The sequence below is a fragment of the Sphingomonas sp. genome (genome assembly GCF_965200105.1).
Classification (GTDB): domain Bacteria; phylum Pseudomonadota; class Alphaproteobacteria; order Sphingomonadales; family Sphingomonadaceae; genus Solisphingomonas.
In genome coordinates, this window is the sequence record NZ_CBDATN010000003.1 from 63,376 (window position 1) to 88,230 (window position 24,855).

The 24,855-nt window shown below is 70.9% G+C and carries 24 protein-coding genes; 14 read left to right on the top strand and 10 right to left on the bottom strand.

All coding sequences use genetic code 11. From position 1 onward, the window contains the following. The first annotated feature begins 8 nt into the window (after window positions 1-8). The gene (gene greB, locus ACOFKX_RS12955) at window positions 9-491 is read left to right on the top strand and encodes a transcription elongation factor GreB (protein ID WP_419827498.1); all 483 of its coding nucleotides are present in this window, start codon (window positions 9-11) and stop codon (window positions 489-491) included. Between the two features lie 711 nt (window positions 492-1,202). Here greB and ACOFKX_RS12960 read toward each other — a convergent pair. Then, window positions 1,203-1,964, bottom strand: coding sequence for an SDR family NAD(P)-dependent oxidoreductase (locus ACOFKX_RS12960; RefSeq protein WP_419827499.1), 762 nt, complete (start codon window positions 1,962-1,964; stop codon window positions 1,203-1,205). A 232-nt stretch (window positions 1,965-2,196) separates the two neighbouring features. On the opposite strand from ACOFKX_RS12960, the gene ACOFKX_RS12965 reads away from it, so the two are divergent. Beyond that, complete coding sequence (locus tag ACOFKX_RS12965; protein WP_419827500.1) at window positions 2,197-2,832, top strand: retropepsin-like aspartic protease family protein; 636 nt, start codon at window positions 2,197-2,199, stop codon at window positions 2,830-2,832. A 10-nt stretch (window positions 2,833-2,842) separates the two neighbouring features. Here the strand turns inward: ACOFKX_RS12965 and ACOFKX_RS12970 are convergent, their stop codons facing one another. After that, window positions 2,843-3,607, bottom strand: a complete 765-nt coding sequence (locus tag ACOFKX_RS12970; protein ID WP_419827501.1) for a Crp/Fnr family transcriptional regulator — start codon at window positions 3,605-3,607, stop codon at window positions 2,843-2,845. Between the two features lie 132 nt (window positions 3,608-3,739). On the opposite strand from ACOFKX_RS12970, the gene ACOFKX_RS12975 reads away from it, so the two are divergent. The 3 genes from ACOFKX_RS12975 to ACOFKX_RS12985 are packed head-to-tail and all read left to right on the top strand — an operon-like array spanning window position 3,740 to window position 7,252. After that, complete coding sequence (locus ACOFKX_RS12975; protein ID WP_419827502.1) at window positions 3,740-4,630, top strand: bestrophin family protein; 891 nt, start codon at window positions 3,740-3,742, stop codon at window positions 4,628-4,630. Continuing rightward, window positions 4,630-5,433: a glucose 1-dehydrogenase gene (locus ACOFKX_RS12980; RefSeq protein ID WP_419827503.1), complete on the top strand. Its 804-nt coding sequence runs from the start codon at window positions 4,630-4,632 to the stop codon at window positions 5,431-5,433. The genes ACOFKX_RS12975 and ACOFKX_RS12980 overlap by 1 nt, the downstream gene beginning before the upstream one ends. Then, window positions 5,426-7,252: a glycoside hydrolase family 15 protein gene (locus ACOFKX_RS12985; RefSeq protein ID WP_419827504.1), complete on the top strand. Its 1,827-nt coding sequence runs from the start codon at window positions 5,426-5,428 to the stop codon at window positions 7,250-7,252. Before ACOFKX_RS12980 ends, ACOFKX_RS12985 begins: the two co-directional genes overlap by 8 nt. Window positions 7,253-7,438: 186 nt before the next feature. On the opposite strand, the gene rmuC is transcribed toward ACOFKX_RS12985, so the two are convergent. Further along, window positions 7,439-8,866, bottom strand: coding sequence for a DNA recombination protein RmuC (gene rmuC / locus ACOFKX_RS12990; protein WP_419827505.1), 1,428 nt, complete (start codon window positions 8,864-8,866; stop codon window positions 7,439-7,441). A gap of 98 nt (window positions 8,867-8,964) precedes the next feature. Between rmuC and dcd the strand changes: the two genes are divergently transcribed. Further along, window positions 8,965-9,516 (top strand): dCTP deaminase, encoded by a 552-nt coding sequence (gene dcd, locus ACOFKX_RS12995; protein WP_419827506.1) that lies wholly within the window; start codon window positions 8,965-8,967, stop codon window positions 9,514-9,516. 3 nt (window positions 9,517-9,519) lie between these two features. Here the strand turns inward: dcd and ACOFKX_RS13000 are convergent, their stop codons facing one another. The 3 genes from ACOFKX_RS13000 to ACOFKX_RS13010 form a co-directional block, all read right to left on the bottom strand. Further along, window positions 9,520-9,762 (bottom strand): CsbD family protein, encoded by a 243-nt coding sequence (locus ACOFKX_RS13000; RefSeq protein ID WP_419827507.1) that lies wholly within the window; start codon window positions 9,760-9,762, stop codon window positions 9,520-9,522. Between the two features lie 62 nt (window positions 9,763-9,824). Further along, window positions 9,825-10,634 carry a LytR/AlgR family response regulator transcription factor gene (locus ACOFKX_RS13005; RefSeq protein WP_419827508.1) on the bottom strand — a complete coding sequence of 270 codons (810 nt, stop codon included), beginning with the start codon at window positions 10,632-10,634 and terminating at the stop codon, window positions 9,825-9,827. Next, window positions 10,631-11,722 carry a sensor histidine kinase gene (locus ACOFKX_RS13010; protein WP_419827509.1) on the bottom strand — a complete coding sequence of 364 codons (1,092 nt, stop codon included), beginning with the start codon at window positions 11,720-11,722 and terminating at the stop codon, window positions 10,631-10,633. The genes ACOFKX_RS13005 and ACOFKX_RS13010 overlap by 4 nt, the downstream gene beginning before the upstream one ends. A gap of 101 nt (window positions 11,723-11,823) precedes the next feature. Between ACOFKX_RS13010 and ACOFKX_RS13015 the strand changes: the two genes are divergently transcribed. Together ACOFKX_RS13015 and ACOFKX_RS13020 are read left to right on the top strand one after the other, a co-directional pair. Next, window positions 11,824-12,192, top strand: a complete 369-nt coding sequence (locus ACOFKX_RS13015; RefSeq protein ID WP_419827510.1) for a hypothetical protein — start codon at window positions 11,824-11,826, stop codon at window positions 12,190-12,192. Between the two features lie 10 nt (window positions 12,193-12,202). Next, the gene (locus tag ACOFKX_RS13020; protein ID WP_419827511.1) at window positions 12,203-12,538 is read left to right on the top strand and encodes an arsenate reductase family protein; all 336 of its coding nucleotides are present in this window, start codon (window positions 12,203-12,205) and stop codon (window positions 12,536-12,538) included. 200 nt (window positions 12,539-12,738) lie between these two features. On the opposite strand, the gene ACOFKX_RS13025 is transcribed toward ACOFKX_RS13020, so the two are convergent. The 4 genes from ACOFKX_RS13025 to hflK all read right to left on the bottom strand — a co-directional run bounded on the left by ACOFKX_RS13025 (window position 12,739) and on the right by hflK (window position 17,984). Beyond that, window positions 12,739-14,268, bottom strand: a complete 1,530-nt coding sequence (locus ACOFKX_RS13025) for a helicase HerA-like domain-containing protein (protein WP_419827512.1) — start codon at window positions 14,266-14,268, stop codon at window positions 12,739-12,741. A gap of 6 nt (window positions 14,269-14,274) precedes the next feature. After that, complete coding sequence (locus ACOFKX_RS13030) at window positions 14,275-15,846, bottom strand: Do family serine endopeptidase (RefSeq protein ID WP_419827513.1); 1,572 nt, start codon at window positions 15,844-15,846, stop codon at window positions 14,275-14,277. Window positions 15,847-15,954: 108 nt separating this feature from the next. Further along, the gene (gene hflC / locus ACOFKX_RS13035; RefSeq protein ID WP_419827514.1) at window positions 15,955-16,827 is read right to left on the bottom strand and encodes a protease modulator HflC; all 873 of its coding nucleotides are present in this window, start codon (window positions 16,825-16,827) and stop codon (window positions 15,955-15,957) included. After that, complete coding sequence (gene hflK / locus ACOFKX_RS13040; RefSeq protein WP_419827515.1) at window positions 16,824-17,984, bottom strand: protease modulator HflK; 1,161 nt, start codon at window positions 17,982-17,984, stop codon at window positions 16,824-16,826. The genes hflC and hflK overlap by 4 nt, the downstream gene beginning before the upstream one ends. A 9-nt stretch (window positions 17,985-17,993) precedes the next feature. Here hflK and ACOFKX_RS13045 point away from each other — a divergent pair, with 9 nt between their 5' ends. From ACOFKX_RS13045 to tilS, 6 genes are all read left to right on the top strand, one after another. Next, window positions 17,994-18,989, top strand: coding sequence for an Mrp/NBP35 family ATP-binding protein (locus tag ACOFKX_RS13045; RefSeq protein ID WP_419827516.1), 996 nt, complete (start codon window positions 17,994-17,996; stop codon window positions 18,987-18,989). A gap of 29 nt (window positions 18,990-19,018) precedes the next feature. Continuing rightward, window positions 19,019-19,459, top strand: a complete 441-nt coding sequence (locus ACOFKX_RS13050; RefSeq protein WP_419827517.1) for a CoA-binding protein — start codon at window positions 19,019-19,021, stop codon at window positions 19,457-19,459. 92 nt (window positions 19,460-19,551) lie between these two features. Further along, window positions 19,552-21,834 carry a phosphoenolpyruvate--protein phosphotransferase gene (ptsP, locus tag ACOFKX_RS13055; protein ID WP_419827518.1) on the top strand — a complete coding sequence of 761 codons (2,283 nt, stop codon included), beginning with the start codon at window positions 19,552-19,554 and terminating at the stop codon, window positions 21,832-21,834. Between the two features lie 129 nt (window positions 21,835-21,963). Further along, complete coding sequence (locus tag ACOFKX_RS13060; protein ID WP_419827519.1) at window positions 21,964-22,854, top strand: helix-turn-helix domain-containing protein; 891 nt, start codon at window positions 21,964-21,966, stop codon at window positions 22,852-22,854. 16 nt (window positions 22,855-22,870) lie between these two features. Then, the gene (locus tag ACOFKX_RS13065; RefSeq protein WP_419827520.1) at window positions 22,871-23,848 is read left to right on the top strand and encodes a tetratricopeptide repeat protein; all 978 of its coding nucleotides are present in this window, start codon (window positions 22,871-22,873) and stop codon (window positions 23,846-23,848) included. Further along, window positions 23,829-24,830, top strand: a complete 1,002-nt coding sequence (gene tilS, locus ACOFKX_RS13070) for a tRNA lysidine(34) synthetase TilS (RefSeq protein WP_419827521.1) — start codon at window positions 23,829-23,831, stop codon at window positions 24,828-24,830. The genes ACOFKX_RS13065 and tilS overlap by 20 nt, the downstream gene beginning before the upstream one ends. Window positions 24,831-24,855: the final 25 nt, after the last annotated feature.

Genomic DNA, 24,855 nt, shown 5'->3' on the forward strand with positions numbered 1-24,855 from the left:
GACGCGCGTTGGAGAGGACGAACCTCATCACGCCCGCCGGCTTCGCGGCGATGCGCGCGGAATATAGCCGCCTGTTCGAGCAGGAGCGGCCCAAGCTCGTCGAGACGATCTCCTGGGCGGCCGGCAATGGCGATCGCTCCGAGAACGGGGATTATATCTACGGTCGCAAGCGGCTGCGCGAAATCGATCGCACGCTCGATCGCCTGTCGCGGCGGATGAAGCAGGCGCAAGTCGTCGATCCCGCCCGCCAGCCCGATCGCGGGCGCGTGTTCTTCGGCGCGACGGTGACGATCGCCGACGAGGAGGACGAAGAACGCACCGTCACGCTGGTCGGAGAGGACGAAGCGGACGCGCGCGCGGGCCGCATCTCGTGGAAATCGCCGCTGGCACGCGCGCTGCGCGGTGCGGCACCGGGCGACGTGCGCCGCGTCGAGCTGCCCGGCGGCGCAAAGGATTGGGAGGTGACGGCGATCGCCTATCCCGCCGGCTGAGCCCGCCTCACCGGCGATCGAGGCGCGCCATCTCGCGCACGGAAGGCCGGATCCCCCGACGAGCATCACGTAGCGGCCACCCCGCGCCCTGACGGGCTCGCAGGCGTTGACCGTCGGCTCCTCGACGCGCGCTAGCGGCGCCAAACCAAAGCGCTTCACCGTCGTCTCGCCGGCGACGAGCGCCGGGCGTCGTCGATCGCCTGGCTGCCAACGGCGACGATAATGCCGCCGCCCTGCGACGACGGTCGAGCGCGCAGCCGTTCATCTTCTCGCGGCTCACGCCCTATCCGTTCGCGACCGCCCACGCGCCCCGGAACTGAATGAACCCGGGCACCCCATGACGATCCCGGATCGCTTCGACCGAGGTCTCGTGCGGCGCCTGCCGCGGGGGAGCTGCCCTGCGGTCGATGGGGATGCCGGCGCACTGTCGGGCAGCCTGGAGGCGAGCAAGAGGTGGCGGCCGGCGAACGCCGCCCTGCGTCACGCAACCGACGATCCCGTCCTCGGAAGGCGTTCAGCAGCGTGGCGCGGATCGACGGGGCGACCTCCGTGAAGCCGCCCTTGCCTTCGCGGCCGCCGCGCGTGCGGGCAAGGCCGGCCTGCGCGCGCGCGAAGCCGGTGTCAGGTGAGCGTCTGGAGCCATCCCCCACGGCCCGTGCAACCGTACCGACCGCACGACGGCGGCGTGAGGGAAGATGCCTTCGGCCACGCTCAGCGTGGCGCCATGCGGATCGCACCGTCGAGCCGGATCGTCTCGCCGTTGAGCATCGGGTTGGCGATGATCGACTGGACGAGCTGGGCATACTCCTCGGGGGCGCCGAGCCGCGAAGGGTGCGGCACCTGCGTCGCCAGCGAGTCCTGCGCCGCCTGCGGCAGGCCCTTCATCATCGGCGTGAGGAAGATGCCCGGCGCGATCGTCATCACGCGGATGCGATGCTGCGCGAGATCGCGCGCGGCGGGCAATGTCAGGCCGGCTACGCCACCCTTAGACGACGCGTAGGCCGCCTGCCCCACCTGGCCGTCAAATGCGGCGACCGAGGCGGTGTTGACGATCACGCCCGCCTCCTCGCCTTCGATCCTCGCCGCGATCAGCCGCGCCGCGAACTTCGACAGCGTGTTGAATGTGCCGACGAGGTTGACCTCGACCGCCTTGCGATAGGCGTCGAGCGAGTGGGCGGCGCCCTCCTTGTTGACGATGCGGATTGCCGGAGCGACGCCCGCGCAGTTGACCAGCACGCGCGCCGGGCCGTGCCGCTGCTCGGCTTGTTCCAGCGCGGTCGCGACGCTCTCGTCGTCGGCCACGTTGACCTTGAGGAAGGCACCGTCCAGCTCCTTCGCGACGGCCTTCCCGGCCTCCTCGTTGAGGTCGAAGATCGCGACCTTCGCGCCCGCACCCGCCAGCATCGCCGCCGTGGCGTGGCCGAGGCCCGAGGCACCGCCCGTCACGATCGCCGCGATTCCGTTGAGGTCCATCGGCCGGCTCCCGCTCGGGCCGCGCTGGCCCTGTCCATCCCGACGCGGGTGCTATGAAGGGGCAGGTGGGGTGTCAAGGAACAGAGCCGCAACCCGCGACGTCTTTGGCTGGCCGATCTCGCGAGCCGTGGCCCGGCACCCCGTCGCGACGCGGACGGAACGAGCCGTCCATCAAACCCGCCGAGCGGGTCAGCGACGCGAAAGCCTAGCCCTGCTACACGGCGGCCGTCCCATGAACGACGCCTGGCGCCACCTCGATCTCGCCAATCACGCCCCGCTGCTCGCCGCGGCGGTGGTGGTGTTCGTGGTGCTCGCAGTCGCGCGGCGGGTACCGCTCGTCCGCACGCTACTGTCGCTCGCCTTCTCCACCGCGCTCGTGCTGCTGCTGTTCACCGTCGCGCGGCGGCAGGCGGCTTATGATCCGGTACTGGATCCGATCGCGCGGCGCCTCGGGCTCGACGAGCAGGTCGTGGCGGGCCGCGAGGTGCGCGTGCCGATGGCGTCCGACGGGCATTTCTGGGCGCGCGCGAACGTGGACGGCGTCGCGCGCCGCATGCTGATCGACAGCGGCGCCACCGTCACCGCGCTATCCCCGACCACCGCGGCGGCGGCCGGGCTCGACGTCGAGCGCGGCGTGCTACCCGTCGTGCTGCGCACCGCCAACGGCACGATCGCCGCGAACACCGCGCGGGTCGGCACGCTCCGCCTCGGCGACATCGTCGCGCGCGATCTCGCGGTGGTGGTGTCGCCGGGCTTCGGCGACACCGACGTGCTCGGCATGAATTTCCTATCCCGCCTCAAGGGCTGGCGCGTGGAAGGGCGCACGCTGATCCTCACCCCGCACCACCCGACCAACACCCGCGGCTGAGCCGCGGGCCCTACAGCCGGGCGGAAGCGACGGCACCCTGGCCGCGCGGCAGCCAGTCGGTCGCGACCTCGCCGTAGCGATCGACGAAGTCGACGGCGCGGATCAGTGCGGGTTCATCGACGATGCGGACGCGCTTGCCCTTGCGCTCGATCAGCCCCTCCGCCTCCATCGCGCGAAAGGTGCGGTTGACGTGCACCTTGGTCATGCCGGTCGCGTCGCCAAGATCGGCCTGCGTCAGCGGCAGCTCGAAGCTGTCGACCACGCCGCCCGCCGTCACGCGCAACCGCGCCAGCATGTCGAGCAGCAGCGTGATGAGCCGCTCGCGCGCGTCGGTGCGGCCGATCGAGGTCAGCCGGTCGCTCATCGCGACCGCCTCCGCCGCCGCCACCGCGTAGAGCAGCCCCGCCAGCCGTGGCGTGTCGACGAACAGCCGGCCGAGCGTCGCCTTTGGCATCTCCGAGACGATGCAGTCGGACACGGCGGTCAGCGTCGCCGACGCGCGGCTCCACGCGATGCTGGAGGTGCCCATCAGGTCGCCGGCATAGTGGAAGCGCAGGATCTGCCGGCCGCCGGTGCTCGCGATGCGGACGGAACTGTGCAGCCAGCCCTGCTGCACGACGTACAGGCTGTCGTTCTCGCCGCCCTCCTCGAACAGTACCTCGCCCGCCGCCACGCGGCGCTCGCGCTCCGTCGCGCGCTCGATGCGTTCGCGCTCCTCGGCGTCGAGCGGCATGTAGCGGTTCAGCCGGGCGACCAGCGCATCCGTCCTCGACATCGCTCTCCTTCCGTCCTCCTCACGTGGCCGCCCGTTCAAGGACCGGAAACGCGCAAAGATCAAGCGCCGCGCGCCGGCATCCTTCCGCCCCGTACCGACGTTGGACGCGGAACGACCCAGCTTGGAGCCCTGATGATCGTCGATGCCATACCGCGCGTGCGCACCATCGTGCTCGAGGTGTGGCAGCCGCTCGCGCTCTTGTTCGTGTGGGACGTCGCCGTCACCTCCGCCTACCTGCTGACGCCGTTCCACGCGCCGGCGCTGCCGCTCACGCTGTTCGGATCGGCGTTGGCGCTGTTCCTCGGCTTCCGCTCCAACTCCGCCTATCAGCGATGGTGGGAAGGTCGGGTGCTTTGGGGCGCGATGATCAACGCCTCGCGCAGCCTCGCGCGCGTCGCGGTCAACTTCCTGCCGCGCGACGGCGACGCGAGCCGCGATCTCACCCGCACGATCGTGCTCCGCCAGATCGCCTATGTCCACGCTTTGCGCCGCGCGCTTCGCCGTCAGCCTTCCGACGAGGACGTGCTGCGATACCTTTCGCCGCAAGAGGCCGCCGACGCCTTGGCGCGCACCAACCGGCCCAACGCGCTGCTCGACGGCACCGGGCGGCGGATCGACGAGGCACGCCGCGCCGGTTCGCTCGACACCATCCTCCAGTCGCGCGTCGAGACCATCCTGATCGACATCGCCAACGCGCAGGGGGGCATGGAGCGGCTGAAGAACACGCCGCTGCCCACGCAGTACCGCTTCCTGCCGAGCTTCTTCACGCGGATGTTCTGCGTGCTGCTGCCGATCGGCCTCGTCGAGACGCTGGAACTCGCGACGCCGGTGGGCTCGACGGTGGCGGGCCTGATGTTCCTGGCCGTGCTCCAGATCGGCGACGACCTCGTCGATCCCTTCGCCGACACCGTCCACGACGTGCCGCTCACCGCGATGTGCCGCACCATCGAGATCGACCTCCTCCAGGCGATCGGCGACCAAGCCCCGCCGCCGTGCATGCCCGATCACGGGGTGTTGTGGTGATGCCGGGCAGGCTCGCCGGGCACGCCGCGATCGTGACGGGCGCCAGCACCGGCATCGGCGAGGGCGTCGCCTGCGTCTTCGCGGCGGAAGGCGCGGCGGTCGCGGTGAACTTCCACGCCCACAAGGACGAGGCGCACCGCATCGTCGCCGGCATCGAGGCACGCGGCGGCCGCGCCATCGCCGTCGCCGCCGACATCTCGGACGAGGGCGCGGTGAAGCGGCTGTTCGATGAGGCGACGTCCGCCTTCGGCCGCGTCGACCTGCTCGTCGCCAATTCGGGCATCCAGAAGGACGCGCCCGTCGCCGAGATGACGCTCGCCGAGTGGAAGGCGGTGATCGACGTCGATCTTACCGGCCAGTTCCTGTGCAGCCGCGAGGCGATCCGCCGCTTCCGCGCGCAGGATCCGGCCGGGCGCCCGGCACGCGCCGCCGGCGCGATCGTGTCGATGAGCTCTGTGCATCAGCGCATCCCCTGGGCGGGGCACGTCAACTACGCCGCGGCCAAAGGCGGCATCGGCATGCTGGTCGGGACGCTGGCTCAGGAGGTGGCGGGCGACCGCATCCGCGTGAACGCGATCGCGCCGGGCGCGATCAGGACGCCGATCAACGAGGATGTGTGGGGCGACGAGGAGAAGCTTGCGCGGCTGCTGAAGCTCGTTCCCTACGGCCGCATCGGCGAGGTGGCGGACGTCGCCGCCGCCGCCCTGTTCCTGGCCTCCGACGAAGCCGATTACGTCACCGGCGCGACGCTGTTCGTGGATGGCGGCATGGCGCTCTACCCGGCGTTCCGCAACAATGGCTGAAGGCAGGACCGATCCGCTGCCGAACCCGGTGCCCGGACGCACCATCGGCGAGCACGGTATCGTCGGCAACATGGAGACGGCCGCGCTGATCGCGTCGGACGGGACGATCGACTATCTCTGCTGGCCGCGCCTCGACTCACCCACCGTGTTCGCCGGGCTGCTCGATCCGGACGAGGGCGGCGAGTGGACGCTCGCGCCCGAGATCGACGGCGCGGTCGCCTTCCAGACCTACCTGCCCGACACCAACATCCTCGTCACGCGCTGGCGCGCCGGGGCGGGCAGCGCCGAGCTGACCGACCTCATGCCCCACCCGCACGCGCACGGGCTGGCGACGCGCGCGCTCGTCCGCTGCGTGAAGGCGACGCGCGGCCGTGTCCGCTTCGCGATGCGATGCCGTCCTCGCCCGAACTATGCGCGCCGCACCCCCGAGGCGCACTTGGCGGAGAGTAGCGTCGCCTTCGACGACGCCGAGCAACCGCTCCGGCTCACCGCGTCGGTGCCGCTCCGTGCCGACGACGGCGAGGCGAGCGCCAGCTTCGATCTGGAACCCGGCGAGCAGGCCTGGTTCGTGCTCCACGCCCCCGACGAGGCGCCGACCGCCGACGGCGTCGCCATGGCGATCGAGCAGACCGCGCGGGCGTGGCGACGCTGGGCGCGCAAGAGCCGCTATCGCGGCCGCTGGCAGGAGATGGTCGGCCGCTCCGCGCTCGCGCTCAAGCTGCTGACGTCGCACGAGCATGGCTCGATCGCGGCCGCCGCCACCTTCGGCCTGCCCGAGGCGACCGGAGAGGGCCGCAACTGGGATTACCGCGCCACCTGGATTCGCGACGCTTCCTTCACCCTCTACGCCTTCATGCGGCTGGGCTATCACGAGGAGGCGGAGGCGTGCCGCGCCTGGTTCCTCGATCGCGCGAAGGCGACGCCGGGGCGCGGCCGCCTCAACGTCATGTACGCGCTCGACGGCGGCGATGCGCGCGACGAGGAGACGCTGGATCACCTCGCCGGCTATGCCGGCTCGCGCCCCGTCCGCATCGGCAACGGTGCGCACGATCAGGAGCAGCTCGACATCTATGGCGAGCTGCTCGACAGCGAGTATCTCGCCAACAAATATGGCAGCGCGATCAGTCACGACGGCTGGGCGCACGTCACCGCGATCGTCGAGCGCGTGCGCCGCCACTGGCGCGATCGCGACGCGGGCATCTGGGAGTTCCGCGACAAGGATCGCGACCTCCTCCACTCCAAGCTGATGTGCTGGGTGGCGCTGGATCGCGCGATCCGGCTGGCGCGCAAGCGATCGCTGCCCGCCCCGCTGGTGCGCTGGGATCGCGACCGAGACCGCATCGCCGACGAGATTTGGACGCATTACCGCCACCCGGAGCATGGCTGGTTCGTGCAGGAGCGCGGCGGCACCACGCTCGATGCCTCGGTGCTGATGATGCCGCTGATGCGCTTCGTCTCGGCGACCGATCCCATCTGGCTGAAGACGCTCGACGCGGTCGGCGAGCGCTTGTCCGACGGCGGCCTCGTCCATCGCTACCGCAACGAGGACGGCCTGCCCGGCGGCGAGGGCGCGTTCACCGCCTGCACCTTCTGGTACGTCGAGTGCCTCGCGCGCGCCGGCCGGCTGGAGCAGGCGCATCACGAGATGGAGCGCGGCATTCGCCTCGCCAACTCGCTGCGGCTGTTCTCCGAGGAGGCATCGATTACCGGCGAGCCGCTCGGCAACTTTCCGCAGGCGCTCACCCACCTGGCGTTCGTCAGCGCCGCCTACTTCCTCGACCGGCGGCTGTCCGAGCCGGCGGGGTTGTGGCAGCCTTGACGCGCGCGCCGACGCTGCCGAGCGAGTGCCGTCCCCGTTCGGGCTGAGCCTGTCGAAGCCCTGTCCTCAAGACCGGCAGCCCTTCGACAAGCTCACGGCGAACGGTGTGAGAGGAAGGGCCCACCTCGTCATCCGGCCTTGAGCCGGGGCCCCGCTGCCGCGCACCGGCCAGAGGCGCGAAGCCCTCTACTCCGCCGCCGCCCGCTCCGGCTCGGCGCTGTCGGGTAGCCGCGCCAGCGCCTCCACCGGGATGGGCGGCTCGATCTCGCGATCGCCGGTGTCGACGTTGAGGTCGCGGAACTTGCGGCCGGTGACGAGCACGCGCCCGTCGAAGGACGACACGAACTTGTTGTAATTTTCCACCGCCGAGTTGAGCCCGCCGCCCACGCGCTTGAGGTGCCCGGCGGCCACGCACAGCCGCTCGTGCATCTCCTTGCCGAGATCGGCGATGCGCCGCGCGTCCTGGGCTAGCTTCTCCTGCCGCCACACGCCCGCCACCGTGCGCGCCAGCGCGACGAGGTTGGTCGGCGCGGCCAGCAGCACGCGCTTGCCGAACGCATAGTCCCAGAGCTGCGGGTCGGCATCGGTCGCGGCGGCGAGGAAATGCTCGCCGGGCACGAACATCACCACGAACTCGGGCGCGTCGCGGAACTGGCTCCAGTAGCTCTTGGCGGCGAGCGCGGTCACGTGCGCGCGCATCGCGGCGGCGTGCGCGGCGAGGTGGCGCTGGCGCTCGCCCTCGTCGATCGCGGCGAAGGCGTCCTGGTAGGCGTTCAAGGACACCTTGGCGTCGATCACCAGCGATCCGCCGCGCGGCACGCGGATCACCGCGTCGGGGCGCAGCCGCCCGTCCTCGGTGGCGACGGACACCTCCATCGCGAAGTCGGTGTGCTCGGAAAGCCCGCACGTCTCAAGCACGTTGCGGAGCTGCTGCTCGCCCCACCGCCCGCGCGCCTTGGGGGCGGCGCGCAGCGCGTTGACGAGGCGCTGCGCCTCCGAGCGGACGCCCTCCTGCCCCAGCCGCATCGCGTCCATCAAGCCCGTCAGGTTGCCATAGGCCTCGGTGCGCTCCTTCTCGACCTTGGCGACGCCCTCCTCGTAGCGCTTGAGCGTCGTCTCGACGGGCGTGAGCAGCGCGCGCAGCCGCTCGCCCGACGCCTTGTCGGCCTCGGCGAAGCGCTGGTCGGCGCGTTCGAGGAAGGCGCGCTGCGCCTCGCCGAGCAGTTTGGTGCCAACCTCGCCGAACTGCCGCGCCAGCGCCTCGCGCGCCTCGCGAAGCTCGGCCAGCCGCGCCTCTGCCGCGTCACGCGCGGCGGCAGCCTGCGTGCGCTCGGCGACGAGATCACGGTGGAAGCCGTCGCGCTCGCGCATCACCTCGTCGAGCGTGCGGCGGACGAGATCGACGCCGCCCGCGCGTTCTTCGCTCCCGGCGAGCCGCACCTCCGCCTCGCGCAAGCGCACGTCGATCGCGGCGGCGCGCGCCTCCGCGTCCGAGAGTCGCGCCTTGCCGTCCGCCACCTCGGCCCGCGCCGAGCCGACGCCGCGCGAGCCCGCCCACCAGCCGAGCAGCAGGCCGGCGAGCAGCACGATGATGGCGACGACGGCGATCTCCACGGCGCGCTCCCAGGAACAAGTGGCGAACGCTATCAGCCGGTATCCAACATCGCAAGCGCCGGCTTGCGCGTCCGCCCGCCACCCGCGATGAGGCGCCAATGGTGCAATCCGACATCTGGATCCGCGAGCAGGCGCTGGCCAAGGGCATGATCGAGCCGTTCGTCGAGGCGCAGCGAGCCGAGGGCTGCATCAGCTACGGCCTGTCGAGCTACGGCTACGACGCGCGCGTCGCCGACGAGTTCAAGATCTTCACCAATGTCGACTCGGCGACGGTGGACCCCAAGAATTTCGCACAGAACAGCTTCGTCGACAGGAAGACCGACTGCTGCATCATTCCGCCGAACTCGTTCGCGCTCGCCCGCACCGTCGAGTATTTCCGGGTGCCGCGCGACGTGCTGGTGATCTGCCTCGGCAAATCCACCTACGCGCGCTGCGGGATCATCGTGAACGTGACGCCGCTGGAGCCCGGCTGGGAGGGGCATGTGACCCTGGAGTTCTCGAACACCACGCCGCTGCCCGCCAAGGTCTACGCCAACGAGGGCGCGTGCCAGTTCCTCTTCCTGAAAGGCGAGCAGCCTTGCGAGACGAGCTACGCGGACAGGGCGGGCAAGTATATGGGGCAGCGCGGCGTCACGCTGCCCAGATTGTAACGCTTACTTCCCGCGCAGCGTGTTCAGCAGCGCCACGCCGAGCACACCCGCGAGCGTCGTCGCCAGCACCGGGCGCTTCTTGGCGAAGTCCTTGAGCTGACCGATCGTCTTCTGGCCCTGGCCGGAGAGCTGGTCGGCGACGCCGGAGGACTGGAGCGAACGATCGCCCGTCGCGCTGCCGGCGGTCTCCTTGAGGTGGCCGACGATGTCCTTGCCAGAGCCGGTGAGCGTGTCGCTGTTCGCCATGTCCGTGTCCTTATCGATGACAGTCGGGCGCCAAACGGATGGCCGCGCGATCCGTGCCCCGATCAGTGCACGAAACGTGCGACGACATCCTTGTAGCTGCGGCTGACCTTCACCTGCGCGCCCGAATCGAGCACCAGGAAGCATTCGCCGTTGGTGTGCGGCTTCACCTGCTTGACGAGATCGAGGTTGACGATGGTGGAGCGGTGGACGCGCTGGAAGCGGCGCGGGTCCAGTCGCTTCTCCAGGTACTTCATGGTCTCGCGAAGGATCAGCGTGTTGTCGCCGGTGTAGATGCACATGTAGTCGCCGGCCGCGTCGATGCGCTCGATCGTGTCGACGTCGACGCGGAAGATCTGGCCGCGATCCTTGATGTTGATGAGCTTCTCGTAGCGGTTGGCGGCATGCTGGTCGTCGCCGGCGGCGTCGACCACCATCGCCTCCGCCGCTTCCGGCGCATGTTCGGCCAGCGCCTCCTTCAGCCGCCCCACCTCCTCGGCGCCGCGACGATCGGTCAGGCGCTGGCGCACGCGCGCGAGCGTGTCGGCGAGGCGATCCTCCTCCACCGGCTTCATCAGATAGTCGGTCGCCTGCGCCTCGAAGGCGCGGATCGCGTGATCGGAATAGGCCGTCACGAACACGAACAGCGGCGGCTCTACCTCCATCAGGCCGTTGATGACGGAGAAGCCGTCGAAGCCGGGCATCTGGATATCGAGGAAGACGAGATCGGGCTTGTGCGTCTTGATCGCGCGGATCGCCTCGCGGCCGTTCAGGCAGGTGGCGATCACCTCGACGTCTTCATGCGGCTCGAGGCGGAGCTGGAGCCCCTGGATCGCCAGCGGCTCGTCGTCCACCAGGATCGTGCGAATGGTCATGCGGGCTCCTTGGATACGCTCTCGACGGGGATCTCGATCGTCACCACGAACCCCCCGCCCGGCCCCGGCTGCGCCTCGAAGCGATGGCGCGGCCCGAACGCCTGGGCGAGCCGATCGCGCGCGTTGGCGAGGCCTACCCCCGTCGACGAGGTGGACCGGGCGACGCCTTCGTTCAACCCCGGGCCGGTATCGGTCACGTCGATCTGCACCCGGTCCCCGGCGAGCCGCGCAACGACGGAGATGTCCGCCCCTTCCTCCTGCGGCGTGACCGCGTATTTGATCGCGTTCTCCACCAGCGGCTGGAGCAGCAGCGAAGGCAGCCGGGTGCCGGCGACCCGGGGATCGACGTCGAAGTGCGCGCGCAGCCGCTCCTCGAAGCGCATCTTCTCGATCTCGAGGTAGAGCTTCAGCGTCTCCACCTCCTGTGCCAGCGTCACCTGGGAGAGCGGCTCGTTGGCTAGTGTGTAACGCAGGAAGGAGCTGAGCCGCGACAGCATCATGTTGGCGCGATCGGTCTGCTTCAGCAGCACCAGCGTGGAGATCGAGTTGAGCGTATTGAACAGGAAGTGCGGGTTGAGCTGGTAGCGCAGCATGGCGAGCTGGGCGGCGGACGCCTGGCCTTCCAGCTTCTCCAGCTGATCGGTCTGCGCCTCCAGCTTCAGGTAGAAGTTGGTGGCGTAGTAGAGCGCCGACCAGGCCGCGAGCACCGCGAAATCGAGCAGGATGGCGCCCAGGAACTGCGCACCCTCCGGATGCGAGCCAGGGCGGTAGAAGGTGGCGTTGGCCCACACCTCGATCATCGAGAAGGCCGCCGACGCGGAGACCAGCAGCGTGATCGACACCGTCCACGTCCAGAACGGCTTGGCGAGCAGCAGCCGGCGGTACGACGCCGCCATCAGCAGCGTCAGCGAGTAGCCCGTCGCCGTCGCCAGCGCGGAGGGCACGATGAACAGCAGACCCATGTTGTTGGCGAGGCCCGACAGCGTGCGCAGCGTGAAATAGCCCGCCCACCCCGCCGACTGGAGCCACCAAAAGGCGCGGTTCTTGTCGGCGAAGAAGGGCTCGGGGGTTCGGGCGGGGCGCGCCATGGCGACCGCATCTAGCCGGTTCGGCGGGGCGGCGGAACCCGTCAGGCCGGAACGTCGCCCGACCGTGCCCGTTTGGCCGGTGGAGACGGAGAGGAAGCGACATGGATTACAAGGGCTTGTCCAAGGGTCTCGGGTGGTTCTCGCTCGCGCTCGGCGCGACCGAGCTGCTCTTCGCCGAGAGGATCACGAAGGCGCTGGAGGCGGACGGCCACGAGGGACTGGTACGCGGCTTCGGCGCGCGCGAAGTCGTGGCCGGCCTTGGCCTGCTCGATGCGCCGGCGCATTCGGTGCGCGTCTGGAACCGGGTCGCGGGCGATGCCGCCGACATGGCGGCGCTTGCCGCCGCCGCGCGCAAATCGCCGGGCAACCGTGCGGTATGGGGCGCGATCGCCTTCGTCGCCGGCGCGGCCATCCTCGATGCCTGGGTGGCGATCGGGCTCGACCGGCAGACTGGCGAAGGCGCGAGTTGAGGCGCCGCGCATGAAGGCCACGATCTGGCACAATCCGCGCTGCTCCAAGTCGCGCGCCGCGCTGGCGCTGCTGGAGGAGCATGGCGTCGAGGTGGAGGTGATCCGCTACCTGGGGACGCCGCCCGACATGGAGCGGCTGCGCGCGCTCTATGCGCGGGCGGGCATGACGCCGGCTGACGGTCTGCGCCGGAGCGAGCTGGGGGCCAGCGCACTCGACGACGCCGGCGACGAGGCGATACTCGCCGCGATGGCGGCGGACCCGATCCTGATCGAGCGCCCGCTGGTGGCGACGCGGAGGGGTGTGCGGCTCGGGCGGCCCGTCGAGCGCATCCTGGAGATCCTGTAACCACACCCGTCATCCCGGCCTTGAGCCGGGATCCCGTCTGCCGGCGAACCGGAACCCGGTCGGGCCGGGTGGCGAGTTGGTCTATCCCGTCCAGACCCGGGCCTGTCGAAGCCCTAGCTTGGCTTCTTCGGTGCCGGGGGAGACCGCCCTTCGACAAGCTCGGGGCAGGCGAAAGCAGATGGCGGTATTCCCCGCCCCGCTCAACGTCGCAGCAGCGACCCCAGCACGCCGCGTACGATCTGGCCGGCGATGCCGCTCGACGACGATCGCCGCCCCCCGCCGCCGAGCACCGCGCGGCCGAGTTCGTTCGCTACCTGCCGCCCGATCGAGGAAGAGGCGGAGCGCGCCGCCGATTGGAGCATCTTGTCGAACATGGAGGGTGGCGGCGCCTTGCCCGGCTTCGCATCAAGGGTGGCGGTGGGCGGCGCGGCAGCGGCATTCGCCTTGGCGGCGAGCGTCTCGAACGCGCTCTCGCGGTTGATCGCGACGTCGTATTTCGCGGCCAGCAGCGATCCTTCGCGCAGCGTCGCGCGTTCCACAGGCGTGAGCGGCCCGACCCGCGAGCGCGGCGGCTTGACGAGCGTGCGCTCGACGGGCGCGGGCGCGCCGTCCGGCTGGAGCAGCGAGACCAGCGCCTCGCCGACCTTGAGCTCGGTGATCGCGGTCGCGACGTCGACGCCCGGATTAGCGCGGAACGTCTCCGCCGCGGCGCGCACCGCCTTCTGGTCGCGCGGGGTGTACGCGCGCAGCCCGTGCTGGACGCGGTTGCCGAGTTGCCCCGCCACCGCCTCGGGCACGTCGATCGGGTTCTGCGTGACGAAGTAGACGCCGACGCCCTTGGAGCGGATCAGCCGCACCACCTGCTCGACCTTCTGGACGAGCGCGGGCGGCGCCCCGTCGAACAGCAGGTGCGCCTCGTCGAAGAAGAAGACGAGCTTGGGCTTATCGGGGTCGCCGACCTCGGGCAGCGTCTCGAACAGCTCCGAGAGCAGCCACAGCAGGAAGCTGGCGTAGAGCTTGGGCGCGGCCATCAGCTTGTCCGCCGCCAGCACGGAGACGATGCCCGCCCCCGCCTCGTCCACGCCCATCAGGTCGTGGATGTCGAGCGCGGGCTCGCCGAAGAAGTGCTCCGCGCCCTGCGAGCGGAGCTGGAGCAGCGCGCGCTGGATCGCGCCGATCGACGCCTTCGACACGTTGCCGTAGCTGCGCGCCAGCTCGTCCGCGCGATCCGCCACCTCGCCCAGCATGGCCTGCAGATCGTCGAGGTCGAGGAGCAGCAGCCCCTCCTTGTCGGCGAGCGTGAAGGCGACGGTGAGCACGCCCTCCTGCGTCTCGTTGAGCGCGAGGAGCCGGGCGAGCAGCACCGGGCCCATCTCCGTGATGGTGGCGCGGATCGGCGTGCCCTGCTCGCCGGACAGATCCCAGAACTGCACGGGGCAGGCGGCGTAGCTCCAGTCCGCCTCGCCCACCGCCTTCGCCCGTTCGGCAAAGGAGGAGTGCATCGGCGAGGCGGGCGATCCCGGCATGGCGAGGCCGGCGAGATCGCCCTTCACGTCCGCCACGAACACGGGCACGCCGGCGCGGCTGAAATCCTCCGCGATGCCTTGCAGCGTCACCGTCTTGCCGGTGCCGGTGGCCCCCGCGATCAGCCCGTGGCGGTTGGCGCGGCGCAGGACGAGCCGCTGCTGCCGCCCGCCCGCGCTCGCCCCGATCAGGATGTCGTCCGCCATCCCGACCTACTTCTTCTGGAGCTTCACCCCGACATACTGCGCCGGCTGATTACCACGCTGGACCTGGAGCAGCACCGAGTCGCGGCCCGATCGACGCGCCCCGTCAATCAACGCGGCGGCGGCGGCCACGGTCGGCGTCGGCGTCTGGTTGATGCTCAGGATCACGTCGCCGCGCTTCAGCCCATTGGAGGCGAGATCGCTGTCCGGATCGGTGGACGCGATCACCACGCCGCGCGTCGCCGCCGGCACGCCGAGCTGCTGCGCGATCTGCGGCGTCAACGCCTGGATGGAGGCGCCGAGCGCGCTCGCGGTCGCCTTGCCCTGCGCGCCCTGCCCGCCATTGCCGTTGTCCTGATCGTCATCGTCCTGATCGGCGCCGAGCTGGCCGCGAAGCTGGCTCTCGGGCGGGCGCTCGCCGACGACGGCGGTGACGCTCACCTTCTGCCCGCGCCGGAACAGTTCGATCGGCACGCGCGATCCGATCGGCAGGTTGGAGACGGTGTAGCTGAGCGTGTTGTCCGGCGTGACGTCCTGGCCGTTCACCTTGGTGATGACGTCGCCCTGCTGGATGCCGGCGCGCGCGGCGGCGTAGCCGGGCTCGACGCGGCCGACGATCTCGCCATGGTTCTTGGGCAGGCCCAGCGCGGAGGCGATCTCGTCGTCCACCGCCTGGATCTGCACGCCGAGATAGCCGCGCTTCACGCGTCCGCCCTTGCGCAGAGTCTCAATCACCGGCTTCGCCTGCTCCGCCGGGATGGCGAAGCCGATGCCGACATTGCCGCCCGATGCCGAGTAGATCGCGGTGTTGATGCCCACCACATTGCCCGCCATGTCGAACAGCGGCCCGCCCGAATTGCCCGAGTTGATCGCCGCGTCCGTCTGGATGTAGCGATCATAAGGCCCGCCGTTGATCGAGCGGTGGATGGCCGACACGATGCCGGCGGTGACGGTGCCGCCGAGCGCGAAGGGCTCGCCGATCGCGATCACCCAGTCGCCGACGCGCGTGCGCGTCGAGTCGCCGAACTGCACGAAGGGCAGCGGCTTGGGAGCGTCGATCTTGAGCACCGCCAGGTCCGCTACCGCGTCGCGGCCGACGACGCGCGCCTTGAACTCGGTATGGTCCTGCAGCGTGACGGTGATCGACTCCATCGTCGTCGTTCCGGCCGACGCGGCGTCCTGCCCGCCGGTGATGACGTGGTTGTTGGTGACGACGTAGCCGTCCGCCGAGATCAGGAAGCCGGAGCCGAGCGAGGTCGCCTCGCGCGTCGTCGGCTGACCACCGCCGCCGCCGCCGCCGCCGCCGCCGAACTGGCGGAAGAGGTCGTCGAAGGGCGTTCCCGCGAACGGGTTCTGCTGCTGTTGCTGGTTCACCTTGACGCGCTGCGTCGTCGAGATGTTGACCACCGCCGGCGACAGCCGCTGCGTCAGGTCGGCGAAGCTTGCCGGGCCGCCGCGCGGCCCGCTCCCCACCGACCCGGCGTTCTGCGCGACCTGCGCGCCGACGGGCTGCTGAAGCGTCAGCGTCGCCGCCGCGCCTCCGGCGAGCAGGGCGGCGGTGATGGCGTAGGCGTAGCGCAAGGACGGCCTCCTAAAGGCAGAACAGGATGAAATGGAGAGAAGACGAAGATGCAGCACCTACGAAGCTGGCGGCGCGGTTCTGAACGCGCATTGAACGAGCGCCCCCGCTCACTTCGCGCCATGCCCCGCGAAGTTGCGCAGATAGGCGCTGTCGGCGGGCAGCACGATGGTGGTGCCGCCTTCCGTCGGGGCGTCGACGCCGAAGCTCGTGCGGTAGGACTGCATCGAGCGGTAGAAGTCGTAGAATTGCGGATCCCTGCCGAAGGAATCGGCGTAGGTGCGCGCGGCCGCCGCGTCGGCCTCGGCGCGAACGAGCGCGGCTTGCCGCACGCCTTCGGCGCGGATCGTCGCCGCCTGCTGCGCGTGCGTGGCGCGCATCCGCTGGTAGGCAGCGTCGAGCGGCGCGCCGTCGGGCAGCGTGGTGCGCGTGATCCGCACGTCGAGCACGCGCGCGCCGTAGCGGCGGGCGGCGCGGTCAAGCGTGTCGCGCACATCGCCCATCGCCGCGTCCCGCTCGGGCGAGAGCAGCGCCGCGAGGCGACGACGCCCGAACTCGTCGCGCAGCGCCGATCCGAGCAGCGGCTTCAGCACGTCGGCCAGCCGGCCTTCGTCGGCCCGCGCGGCGAGGTACAGGCGCAAGGGATCGACGATCCGGTAGCGTGCGAAGGCGTCGACCTCCAGGCGCTGTTGATCGGTGGAGAGCACCGGCTGGCGCGGCATGTCCAGGTCACGGACACGCTTGTCGACGAACACCACCTGCTCGATGAGCGGCACGTGCGCAACGAGTCCGGCCCCATCGTTCCCGGACTGACGATCAGTGCCGTAGCCGTTCACGACGCGCTGCGGCTGGCCCATACGGACGACGAGCGCCTGCCCCGTCTCGGGCACGATCGTGAACACGCTCGCGCAGGCGAGCACCAGGATGACGAGCAGTACCGCCCAGCCGATCGGATTGCGCAGCGCGCGCGAGACGAGTGTCACTGCGCTGCCCCCTGCCCGGGTTCGGCCGCGCGCGGGCGCGGCTGGGGGATCGTGATCGGCAGGCTGGGCGCAGCGCCGCCGGCTGGCACGATCACCTTGTTCGTCTTGGCGAGCACCGCCTCCATCGTCTCGTAGTAGATGCGCTGGCGCGTCACCTCGGGCGCCAGGCGATAGGCGTCGTACACCCGGTTATAGGAGGTGGTAGCGGCCTGTGCCGCAACCTGCGTCTTCTCGGCATAGCTGCGCGCGTCGGCGAGGAAACCCTGCGCCTGCTCGCGGGCGGCGGCCTCCTCCTTGACGGCCTCGCCGACGGCGGCGGGAGGATCGGCGCGCCTGATCGCGACGCCCTCGATCCCAACGCCCGAGCGGTAGCGATCGAGGATCGCCTGGACGCGTGCGGCGACCCGCGCCTCGATGCGGGCGCGCAGCGGGCCGGTCGCCTGCTCCAGCGTCGTGCCCGCAATCTCCTCGCGCATCGCGCTCTGCGCCACCGCGCGGATCGTGTCCTCCGGGTCTGCGAAGCCGAACTCGAACAGCTCGGCGTCGCGCACCGACCAGCGCACCGCGTAGCCGAGATCGACCAGGTTCTGATCGGCGGTGAGCAGCAGGTTCTCGCCGCCGCTCTCGGGCACGTCGAAGCTGCGGATCTGGTCGACGTTGACGCGGGTCACGACGTCCACCGGCGCGGGTAGCGTCAGCCCCAGGCCGGGCGAGAGCGTGCCTATGTAGCGGCCGAAACGCGTGACGAGCCCGCGCTCCTGCGGGCCGACCTGGTGGATGCTGGTGGTGACGAGCCACAGCGCCACGAAGCCGCCCAGCGCGTAGCCCCAGATCGGGCGCCCGCCGCCGGCCGGCCGGCCGCCGCCGAAGCGCGCGCGGCTGCGACGGATCAGTTCCTCTATGGACGGCTGGCCGGCGGCGCCGGGGCGGCGCGGGCGGCGGGAGGCGGGGCGCATCCAGGGGTTGGCAGGGGCATCGTCGCCGTCTGCCGGCTCCTGGCCGCCACCCCACGGACCTTCCTGATTGAGAAGGGCGGGAGGCGTCGCGTGCTCGTCGCGTCGGGCAAGCGCCCCCGCCATGTCTTCGCTCATGCCGCCATTATAGGCGGAGCGATAAGGAAAAACAGTGGCGTCGCCGCGCGCGGCGCCTGTATGCACGGCGCTTCTATGGCCAGCGCCCCCGATCCCGCCGCGCTCGCGACCGCGCTCGACACCGTCGCCGATCCCAGCGGCGGCGGCGGCATCGTCGCGACCGGCCGCGCGCAGCCGCCCCGCCTCGCCGACGACGATACCGCCAGCGTGATCGTCGACGTCGCCGATCTCGATCCCGCCGCTCGCGAGGCGATGGAAGCCGCCGCCACCGCCGCGCTTGCCTCCGTGCCCGGCGTCCTGCGCGCACGCGTGCTGCTCACCGCAGATCGCCGCGAGCGGCGGCTGATCGTGGTGGGATCGGGCAAGGGCGGCGTCGGCAAGTCGACGCTGTCGGCGAACCTCGCGATCGCGCTGGCACGGCTGGGCGTCTCGGTCGGCCTCGTCGACGCGGACATCTACGGCCCGTCGCAGCCGCGCCTGCTCGACGCACCCGAGCGGCCGTTCGCGGAGGCGCAGCGGCTGCTGCCGGTGGAGACGCGCTACGGCGTGCCGATGCTGTCGATGGGGCAGCTCGTGGAACCGGGCAAGGCGCTTGCCTGGCGCGGGCCGATGGCGTCCTCCGCGCTCGGCCAGCTCGTCGACGCCAAGTGGGAGGTGGACGTGCTGGTGGTGGATTTGCCGCCCGGCACCGGCGACGTCCAGCTCTCGATGATCCAGAAGCATCGGCCGGCGGGCGCGGTGATCGTCTCCACCCCGCAGGATCTGGCGCTGATCGACGCGGCGCGCGCGATCAGCCTCTTCGTCGACACCGGCGTGCCGATCCTCGGCCTCGTCGAGAACATGGCGGGCTATGTCTGCCCGCATTGCGGTGAGATCAGCGATCCCTTCGGCCATGGCGGTGCCGAGGCGGAGGCGGCGCGGCTCGGCATCCCCTTCCTCGGCCGCGTGCCGCTCGACCGCGCGATTCGCGAGGCTTCGGACGCGGGCGAGCCGCCGGCGGCCGGCGGTGGCGAGGCGGCGGCCCCCTTCCTCGCCATCGCCGCCGCGCTGATGGAGCGGATGCCGGCCTGAGCGGTTGAGCGGCGGACAGGAGGACGCCCATGCCGCTCACCGCCGACGACGATATCCGCCAGCTCCTCACGGACGCCCGCGTCATCGCGCTGGTCGGCGCGTCGGACCGGCCCGACAGGCCGAGCCACGGCGTCATGGCCGCGCTCCAGCGCCACGGCTATCGCGTCATCCCCGTCAACCCGCAGATCACCGGCGAGCATGTGCTCGGCGAATATGTCTGGCGCGAGCTGTCGCAGATCGGTGAGCGCATCGATATCGTCGACATCTTCCGCCGTCCCGAGGCCTCGGGCGATGCGGTAGACGAAGCGATCGCCGTCGGCGCCGGGGCGGTGTGGATGCAGCTCGGCATCGTCAACGAGGCCGCCGCTGCGCGTGCCGAGGCGGCGGGGTTGAAGGTCGTGATGGATCGCTGCACCAAGATCGACATCGCGCGGCTCGGCGTGCCCAAGATACAACCAGCGGCCAACTGACGCGATCGGACGGGACGATGCCGGTCGGCGGCAGGACGAGCGGATGGAACGGGACTTGGTAAGCGCTCGGCCTTTCTGATAGCCGTTCGCACATGGCCGTCCCGCCCCCCACCGCCGCCGCCACCGCCGCGCGGGAGATATTGACGCGGCTCCACGACGTGATGGCCGGTCGCGCGCACGCCCAGGCCAAGCTCAACCAGGTCGTCCAGATCATCGGCGAGGCGCTGTCGTCCGAGGTCTGCTCGATCTACCTGCTGCGCGACGGCGAGCTGGAGCTATTCGCCACGCGCGGCCTGAGACAGGACGCCGTCCACGTCACCAGGCTGGCGCTCGGCGAGGGGCTCGTCGGCACGATCGCCAAGTTCGTCGAGACGCTCAACCTCGACGAGGCCACCAGCCACCCCGAATTCGCCTACAAGCCCGAGACCGGCGAGGAACTGTACCACAGCTTCGCCGGCGTGCCGATCGTCAGGCGCGAGGCGGCGGTCGGCGTGCTCTGCGTCCAGCACGAGGCGTCGCGCCGCTACGACGACGTCGAGATCGAGGCGCTGCAGACGGTGGCGATGGTGCTCGCCGAGCTGATCGCGGCGGCCGGCCTCGTCGATGACGCCAAGGCGGCGCGCGCGGAACGTGACGAGGGCCCGCAGACGCTCTCCGGGCTGAAGCTCGTCGACGGCATGGCACGGGGCCGCGCCGTCTACCACCAGCCGCGCGTCGTCATCCAGCACACCGTCGCCGAGGACATCGAGGTCGAGCGGCAGCGGGTCTACTCCGCCTTCCGCCAGATGCGCGAGCAGATCGACAAGATGACGAGCCAGGCCGAGTTCGGCGTGGCGGGCGAGCATCAGGACGTCCTCGCCACCTACAAGATGTTCGCCTATGACGAGGGCTGGTCCCGCCGGATCAACGACGCGATCTCGGCGGGGCTCACGGCGGAAGCCGCGATCGAGCGCGTGCAGCAGCGCACCCGGATGCGGATGCGCGAGATCGACGATCCGCTGCTGCGCGATCGCATGCACGACCTGGAGGATCTCTCCAACCGGCTGCTGCGCACCGTCGCGGGGCAGCTCGGCACGGCGGCGCAGCTCGGCCTCCGGCAGGACTCGATCCTGATCGCGCGCAATCTCGGGCCAGCGGAGCTGCTGGAATATGATCGCCGCCGGCTGAAGGGCGTGGTGCTGGAAGAGGGGTCGCTCACCGCCCACGTCACCATCGTCGCGCGCGCGATGGGCGTGCCGGTGCTCGGCCGCTGCCGCGACGTCCGACGCTCCGTGGCGGAAGGCGACATGCTTCTCCTCGATGCCGCGCAGCAGCGCGTCGTGGCGCGGCCCGGCGCGGCGATGGAGGAGGCGTTCGAGGGCCGGCTGGCCGCCACCCAGCGCCGCCGTGCCGAGTTCGCGGCGCTGCGCGACCTGCCTGCCGTCACGCAAGACGGCACGCGCATCGGGCTGATGGTCAACGCCGGCCTGCGCGACGACGCGGCGCAGCTCGATATCACCGGCGCCGACGGCATCGGGCTGTTCCGCACCGAATTCCAGTTCCTCGTCTCCGCGACGCTGCCCCAGCGCGAGCGCCAGACGCGGCTCTACAAGGACGTGATGGACGCGGCGGGCGACCGCCCCGTCATCTTCCGCACGGTCGACATCGGCGGCGACAAGGCGCTGCCCTACATGAACCTCGCCGAGGCCGGCGAAGAGAACCCGGCGATGGGCTGGCGCGCGCTGCGCCTCGCGCTGGATCGGGACGCCTTGATGCGCGTGCAGGCGCGTGCGCTGCTGGAGGCCGCCGCCGGCCGCACGCTGCGGGTCATGTTCCCGATGGTTTCCGAACCATGGGAGTATGACGAGGCGCATGCGCTGTTCGAGGAGCAACGCCGCTGGCTTGCCTCGCGCGGCCGGATGGGGCCGGCGGCGGTGCGCTACGGCGCGATGCTGGAGGTGCCGGCGCTCGCCGAGATGCTCGACCAGCTGCTGCCGCGGCTCGACTTCCTCTCGATCGGCACGAACGACCTCACCCAATTCCTGTTCGCCGCAGATCGCGCCAATCCGCGCCTCGCGGAGCGCTACGACTGGCTGAGCCCAGCGATCCTGCGCTTTCTCGCGCGCGTGTCCGCCGCCTGCCGCGAGGCGCGCGTCGACGTCGGCGTCTGCGGCGAGATGGGCGGGCGCCCGCTGGAGGCGATGGCGATCCTCGGCCTTGGCATCCGCCGGCTGTCGATCACGCCCGCCGCCGTCGGTCCAATCAAGGCGATGATCCGCTCGCTCGATCTCGCATCGCTGGAAGCGGCGGTGCCCGCCCTCCTCGCCGAGGCGCCGCGCGACCTGCGCGGGCGTCTGGCCGCTTGGGCGGCCGACGCCGGTGTCGCCATTGACTGACGGCCGGCCGTGCCGCCCATGCGTCCGACCGCTTTGTCGTCTCAGCGGGGGTTTGACTTCGCCCCCTTCGATCCGCGACAAGCGGGCCGGTCGCGGTCCGGGGCGTTCCACCGGTGCGGGGGAGGCGTGATGAACCAGGCGATGGAGGTGTCCGGCACCGTCGGTAGCCGGCTCCGCGCGGCGCGCGAGGCGCAGGGCCGCACCATCGAGGAGATCGGGCGCCAGACGCGCGTGCCCATCCGCCACCTGGAGCAGATCGAGGCGGGCGAACTCGCGGGGCTTCCGGCGGCGCCCTATAGCGCGGGCTTCGTCAAGGCCTATGCCCGCGTCGTCGGGCTCGATCCCGCCGCCCTGTCGCAGAGCTTCCGCGCCGAGTTCGACCGCGCGCAACGCGGATCGCCGCGCGTGCCCTACGAACCCTACGAGCCCGCCGATCCCATCCGGCTGCCGCCCAGATTGCTGGCGATCGTCGCACTCGTCATCGCGGTGCTGCTGGTCGGCGGCTATTCGATCTGGCGCTCGGGCGTGCTCTCCGGCGAGGGGCCGGACGCGCGCGCGCGCCTCGCCGCTGGCGTGGACGGCGCCCCTGCTCCCGCCCCCGTGGCGCCGGCGGCAAAGGGCGGCGTGGCGTCGCCGATCACCGGCGGCGGCGCGGTCGTGCTCACCGCGCGCGATCCGGTGTGGGTGAGCATCACCGAGCGCGGCGGCGCCAAGATCTTCCTGGGCGTGATCGACAAGGGGCGGAGCTACACCGTCCCCGCCGGCACCACCGATCCGGTGATCCGGCTCGGCAAGGCGGAGGCGCTCGCCATCACGGTCGGCGGACGTCCGGTGGCGCCGCTCGGCCCGCCGGCGACCACGCTCTCGAACGTCAGCCTGAAGCCGCAGGCGCTGCTCGCCCGACAGGGGGCGGCTGCGGCGGCGGCGGGATCCGTCGCACCGGTGCCGACAATCGACCGCACGCCCGCACCTGTCGACCCCAACCTGCCGACGGCGTTCCGTGACGCGAACGGCCGATGAAACTACGGAGCGACCCATGATGCGTGCAGCGCTCGCAGCCTTGCTCCTTGCCGGCGTCGCCCCGCCCGCGATCGCGCAGTCCTCCGCCGACCTGCCCGGCCGCGTCGATCGCATCGAGAAGGAGCTGCGCGCCGTCCAGCGCAAAGTCTTCCCCGGCGGCGACGGCGCGTATTTCGAGCCGCAGATCGCGGCCCCTGTTGCCCCGCCGCCGAGCGAGGGCACGCCGGCGACGAGCGCGGTCGGCGACCTCACCGCGCGCGTCGCGGCGCTGGAGACGCAGGTCCGCCAGCTCACCAATCAGTCCGAGGTCAACAACCACCGCCTCGACGTGATCGAGCAGAATTACGCCAAGCTCCAGGCCGACACCGATTTCCGGCTTCGCCAGGTCGAGACGGGTACGCCGAGCGGCGCGCCGGGCACGCCGCCCGCGTCGGCGGCCGGCTCGCCCGCGCCTTCCGGCACCGCCGCTCGCAAGCCCTCGCCCGCGCGGCCCGCCTCCGGGGCAGGCGAGACGCTGGGCGACGCGCAGGTCGATCTTACCCGCCCGGCCCCGAGCACGGTGCCAGAGACGGGCGCCCCGCTCGCCGTCGCTAAGACCGGCGATCCCGCCGAGGACGGCTACATGGCGGGCTATCAGCTCTGGTCGCAGAAGCGCTACGCCGAGGCGGAGGCGCAGCTCAAGGAAGTGGTCGCCAAGTACCCAGCATCCAAGCGCGCGAGCTACTCGCAGAACCTGCTCGGCCGCGCTTACATGGACGACGGCCAGCTTTCCACCGCCGCCGACGCCTTCCTGACGAGCTACAAGAAGTTCCCGCGCGGCGAGCGCGCGCCCGACAGCCTCTATTATCTCGGTGTCACGCTGACGAAGCTCAAGAAGGGCACGCAGGCCTGCCAGGTGTTCGACGAGCTGCGCGACGTCTACGGCGCCACCATCAACCCGACGCTGAAGGGGCGGATCACCACCGCCCGCGCCGATGCCAAGTGCGGCGCGTGACGAGCCGCTGCCGACAGGCGAGGCGCTCGCGCGGCTGATCGGGCCGGAGACGGTCCGCCGCTTTTCTGACGAGCTTAGCTCGCTTGGGTACGAAGGCGGACCGGTCGCGGTCGCGGTATCCGGAGGGCCAGACAGCACCGCTCTCCTGCTGCTGGCGGCGGCGGCAGCGGGCGGAATGATAGAGGCAGCTACGGTCGATCACGGCCTCCGCCCCGGTTCGGCGGCGGAAGCGGCTCAGGTTTCCCGCCTCTGCGGCCGCCTGGGCGTGCGTCACGCCACGCTCAGCGTCACGATCCCGAAGATGCGGGGCGGTCTGCAGGCGGGTGCGCGCATGGCGCGCTACTCGGCGCTCCAGGAATGGTGCAAGACGCGCTGGCTGCTCGTCGCTCACCATCGCGACGACGTCGCGGAGACCTTGCTGATGCGCCTTGCCAGGGGTTCTGGCGTCCACGGCCTAGCCCGGATGCGGCAGCGCTGGAGATACGAGCCCGACGATATTACAGTACTTCGGCCGCTGCTCGCCTGGTCCAAGGCGGACTTGCTCGGTATCTGCGCACGCGCCGGCATCGAGACCATCCGCGACCCGTCGAACATGGACGAGCGCTTCGACCGCACGGCGGCCCGCAGCGTCCTGGCGAAGGCGCCGTGGCTCGATCCGAAGCGGCTCTACCGCTCGGCGACGAACCTCGCGGAAGCGGAGATCGCGCTGGAGTGGCTGGCCGAACGCTGCTGGGGTGAACGCGCCGTGGTTCACGGCGGTGAAGGCGAGATTGAGATCGACGCCGTCGGCCTGCCCCACGAAACCAAGCGGCGCCTGGTGGAACGCGTCATGCGGCGCTTCGCCGGCCATGATCCCGACCGCCAGGTCGAGACCCTCATCGCTATGCTCGAACGGGGCGAGTACGCCATGCTCGGCGATGTGCAGGCGATACCAGGCCGGGTCTGGCGTTTCCGCCGCGCGCCGCCGCGCCGCCCCGGCTGAGCGCCGCGCGTTCCATTGCCATTAA

Excerpts from the sequence above, each read along its gene's own strand:
- ACOFKX_RS12960 (WP_419827499.1), bottom strand. The coding sequence starts at position 1,964 with ATGGACCTCAACGGAATCGCGGCGATCGTGACGGGCGGTGCCTCGGGC.
- ACOFKX_RS12965 (WP_419827500.1), top strand. The coding sequence starts at position 2,197 with ATGAACGACGCCTGGCGCCACCTCGATCTCGCCAATCACGCCCCGCTG.
- ACOFKX_RS12970 (WP_419827501.1), bottom strand. The coding sequence starts at position 3,607 with ATGTCGAGGACGGATGCGCTGGTCGCCCGGCTGAACCGCTACATGCCG.
- ACOFKX_RS12975 (WP_419827502.1), top strand. The coding sequence starts at position 3,740 with ATGATCGTCGATGCCATACCGCGCGTGCGCACCATCGTGCTCGAGGTG.
- ACOFKX_RS12980 (WP_419827503.1), top strand. The coding sequence starts at position 4,630 with ATGCCGGGCAGGCTCGCCGGGCACGCCGCGATCGTGACGGGCGCCAGC.
- ACOFKX_RS12985 (WP_419827504.1), top strand. The coding sequence starts at position 5,426 with ATGGCTGAAGGCAGGACCGATCCGCTGCCGAACCCGGTGCCCGGACGC.
- dcd (WP_419827506.1), top strand. The coding sequence starts at position 8,965 with ATGGTGCAATCCGACATCTGGATCCGCGAGCAGGCGCTGGCCAAGGGC.
- ACOFKX_RS13000 (WP_419827507.1), bottom strand. The coding sequence starts at position 9,762 with ATGGCGAACAGCGACACGCTCACCGGCTCTGGCAAGGACATCGTCGGC.
- ACOFKX_RS13005 (WP_419827508.1), bottom strand. The coding sequence starts at position 10,634 with ATGACCATTCGCACGATCCTGGTGGACGACGAGCCGCTGGCGATCCAG.
- ACOFKX_RS13010 (WP_419827509.1), bottom strand. The coding sequence starts at position 11,722 with ATGGCGCGCCCCGCCCGAACCCCCGAGCCCTTCTTCGCCGACAAGAAC.
- ACOFKX_RS13015 (WP_419827510.1), top strand. The coding sequence starts at position 11,824 with ATGGATTACAAGGGCTTGTCCAAGGGTCTCGGGTGGTTCTCGCTCGCG.
- ACOFKX_RS13020 (WP_419827511.1), top strand. The coding sequence starts at position 12,203 with ATGAAGGCCACGATCTGGCACAATCCGCGCTGCTCCAAGTCGCGCGCC.
- ACOFKX_RS13025 (WP_419827512.1), bottom strand. The coding sequence starts at position 14,268 with ATGGCGGACGACATCCTGATCGGGGCGAGCGCGGGCGGGCGGCAGCAG.
- ACOFKX_RS13045 (WP_419827516.1), top strand. The coding sequence starts at position 17,994 with ATGGCCAGCGCCCCCGATCCCGCCGCGCTCGCGACCGCGCTCGACACC.
- ACOFKX_RS13050 (WP_419827517.1), top strand. The coding sequence starts at position 19,019 with ATGCCGCTCACCGCCGACGACGATATCCGCCAGCTCCTCACGGACGCC.
- ptsP (WP_419827518.1), top strand. The coding sequence starts at position 19,552 with ATGGCCGTCCCGCCCCCCACCGCCGCCGCCACCGCCGCGCGGGAGATA.
- ACOFKX_RS13060 (WP_419827519.1), top strand. The coding sequence starts at position 21,964 with ATGAACCAGGCGATGGAGGTGTCCGGCACCGTCGGTAGCCGGCTCCGC.
- ACOFKX_RS13065 (WP_419827520.1), top strand. The coding sequence starts at position 22,871 with ATGATGCGTGCAGCGCTCGCAGCCTTGCTCCTTGCCGGCGTCGCCCCG.
- tilS (WP_419827521.1), top strand. The coding sequence starts at position 23,829 with ATGCCAAGTGCGGCGCGTGACGAGCCGCTGCCGACAGGCGAGGCGCTC.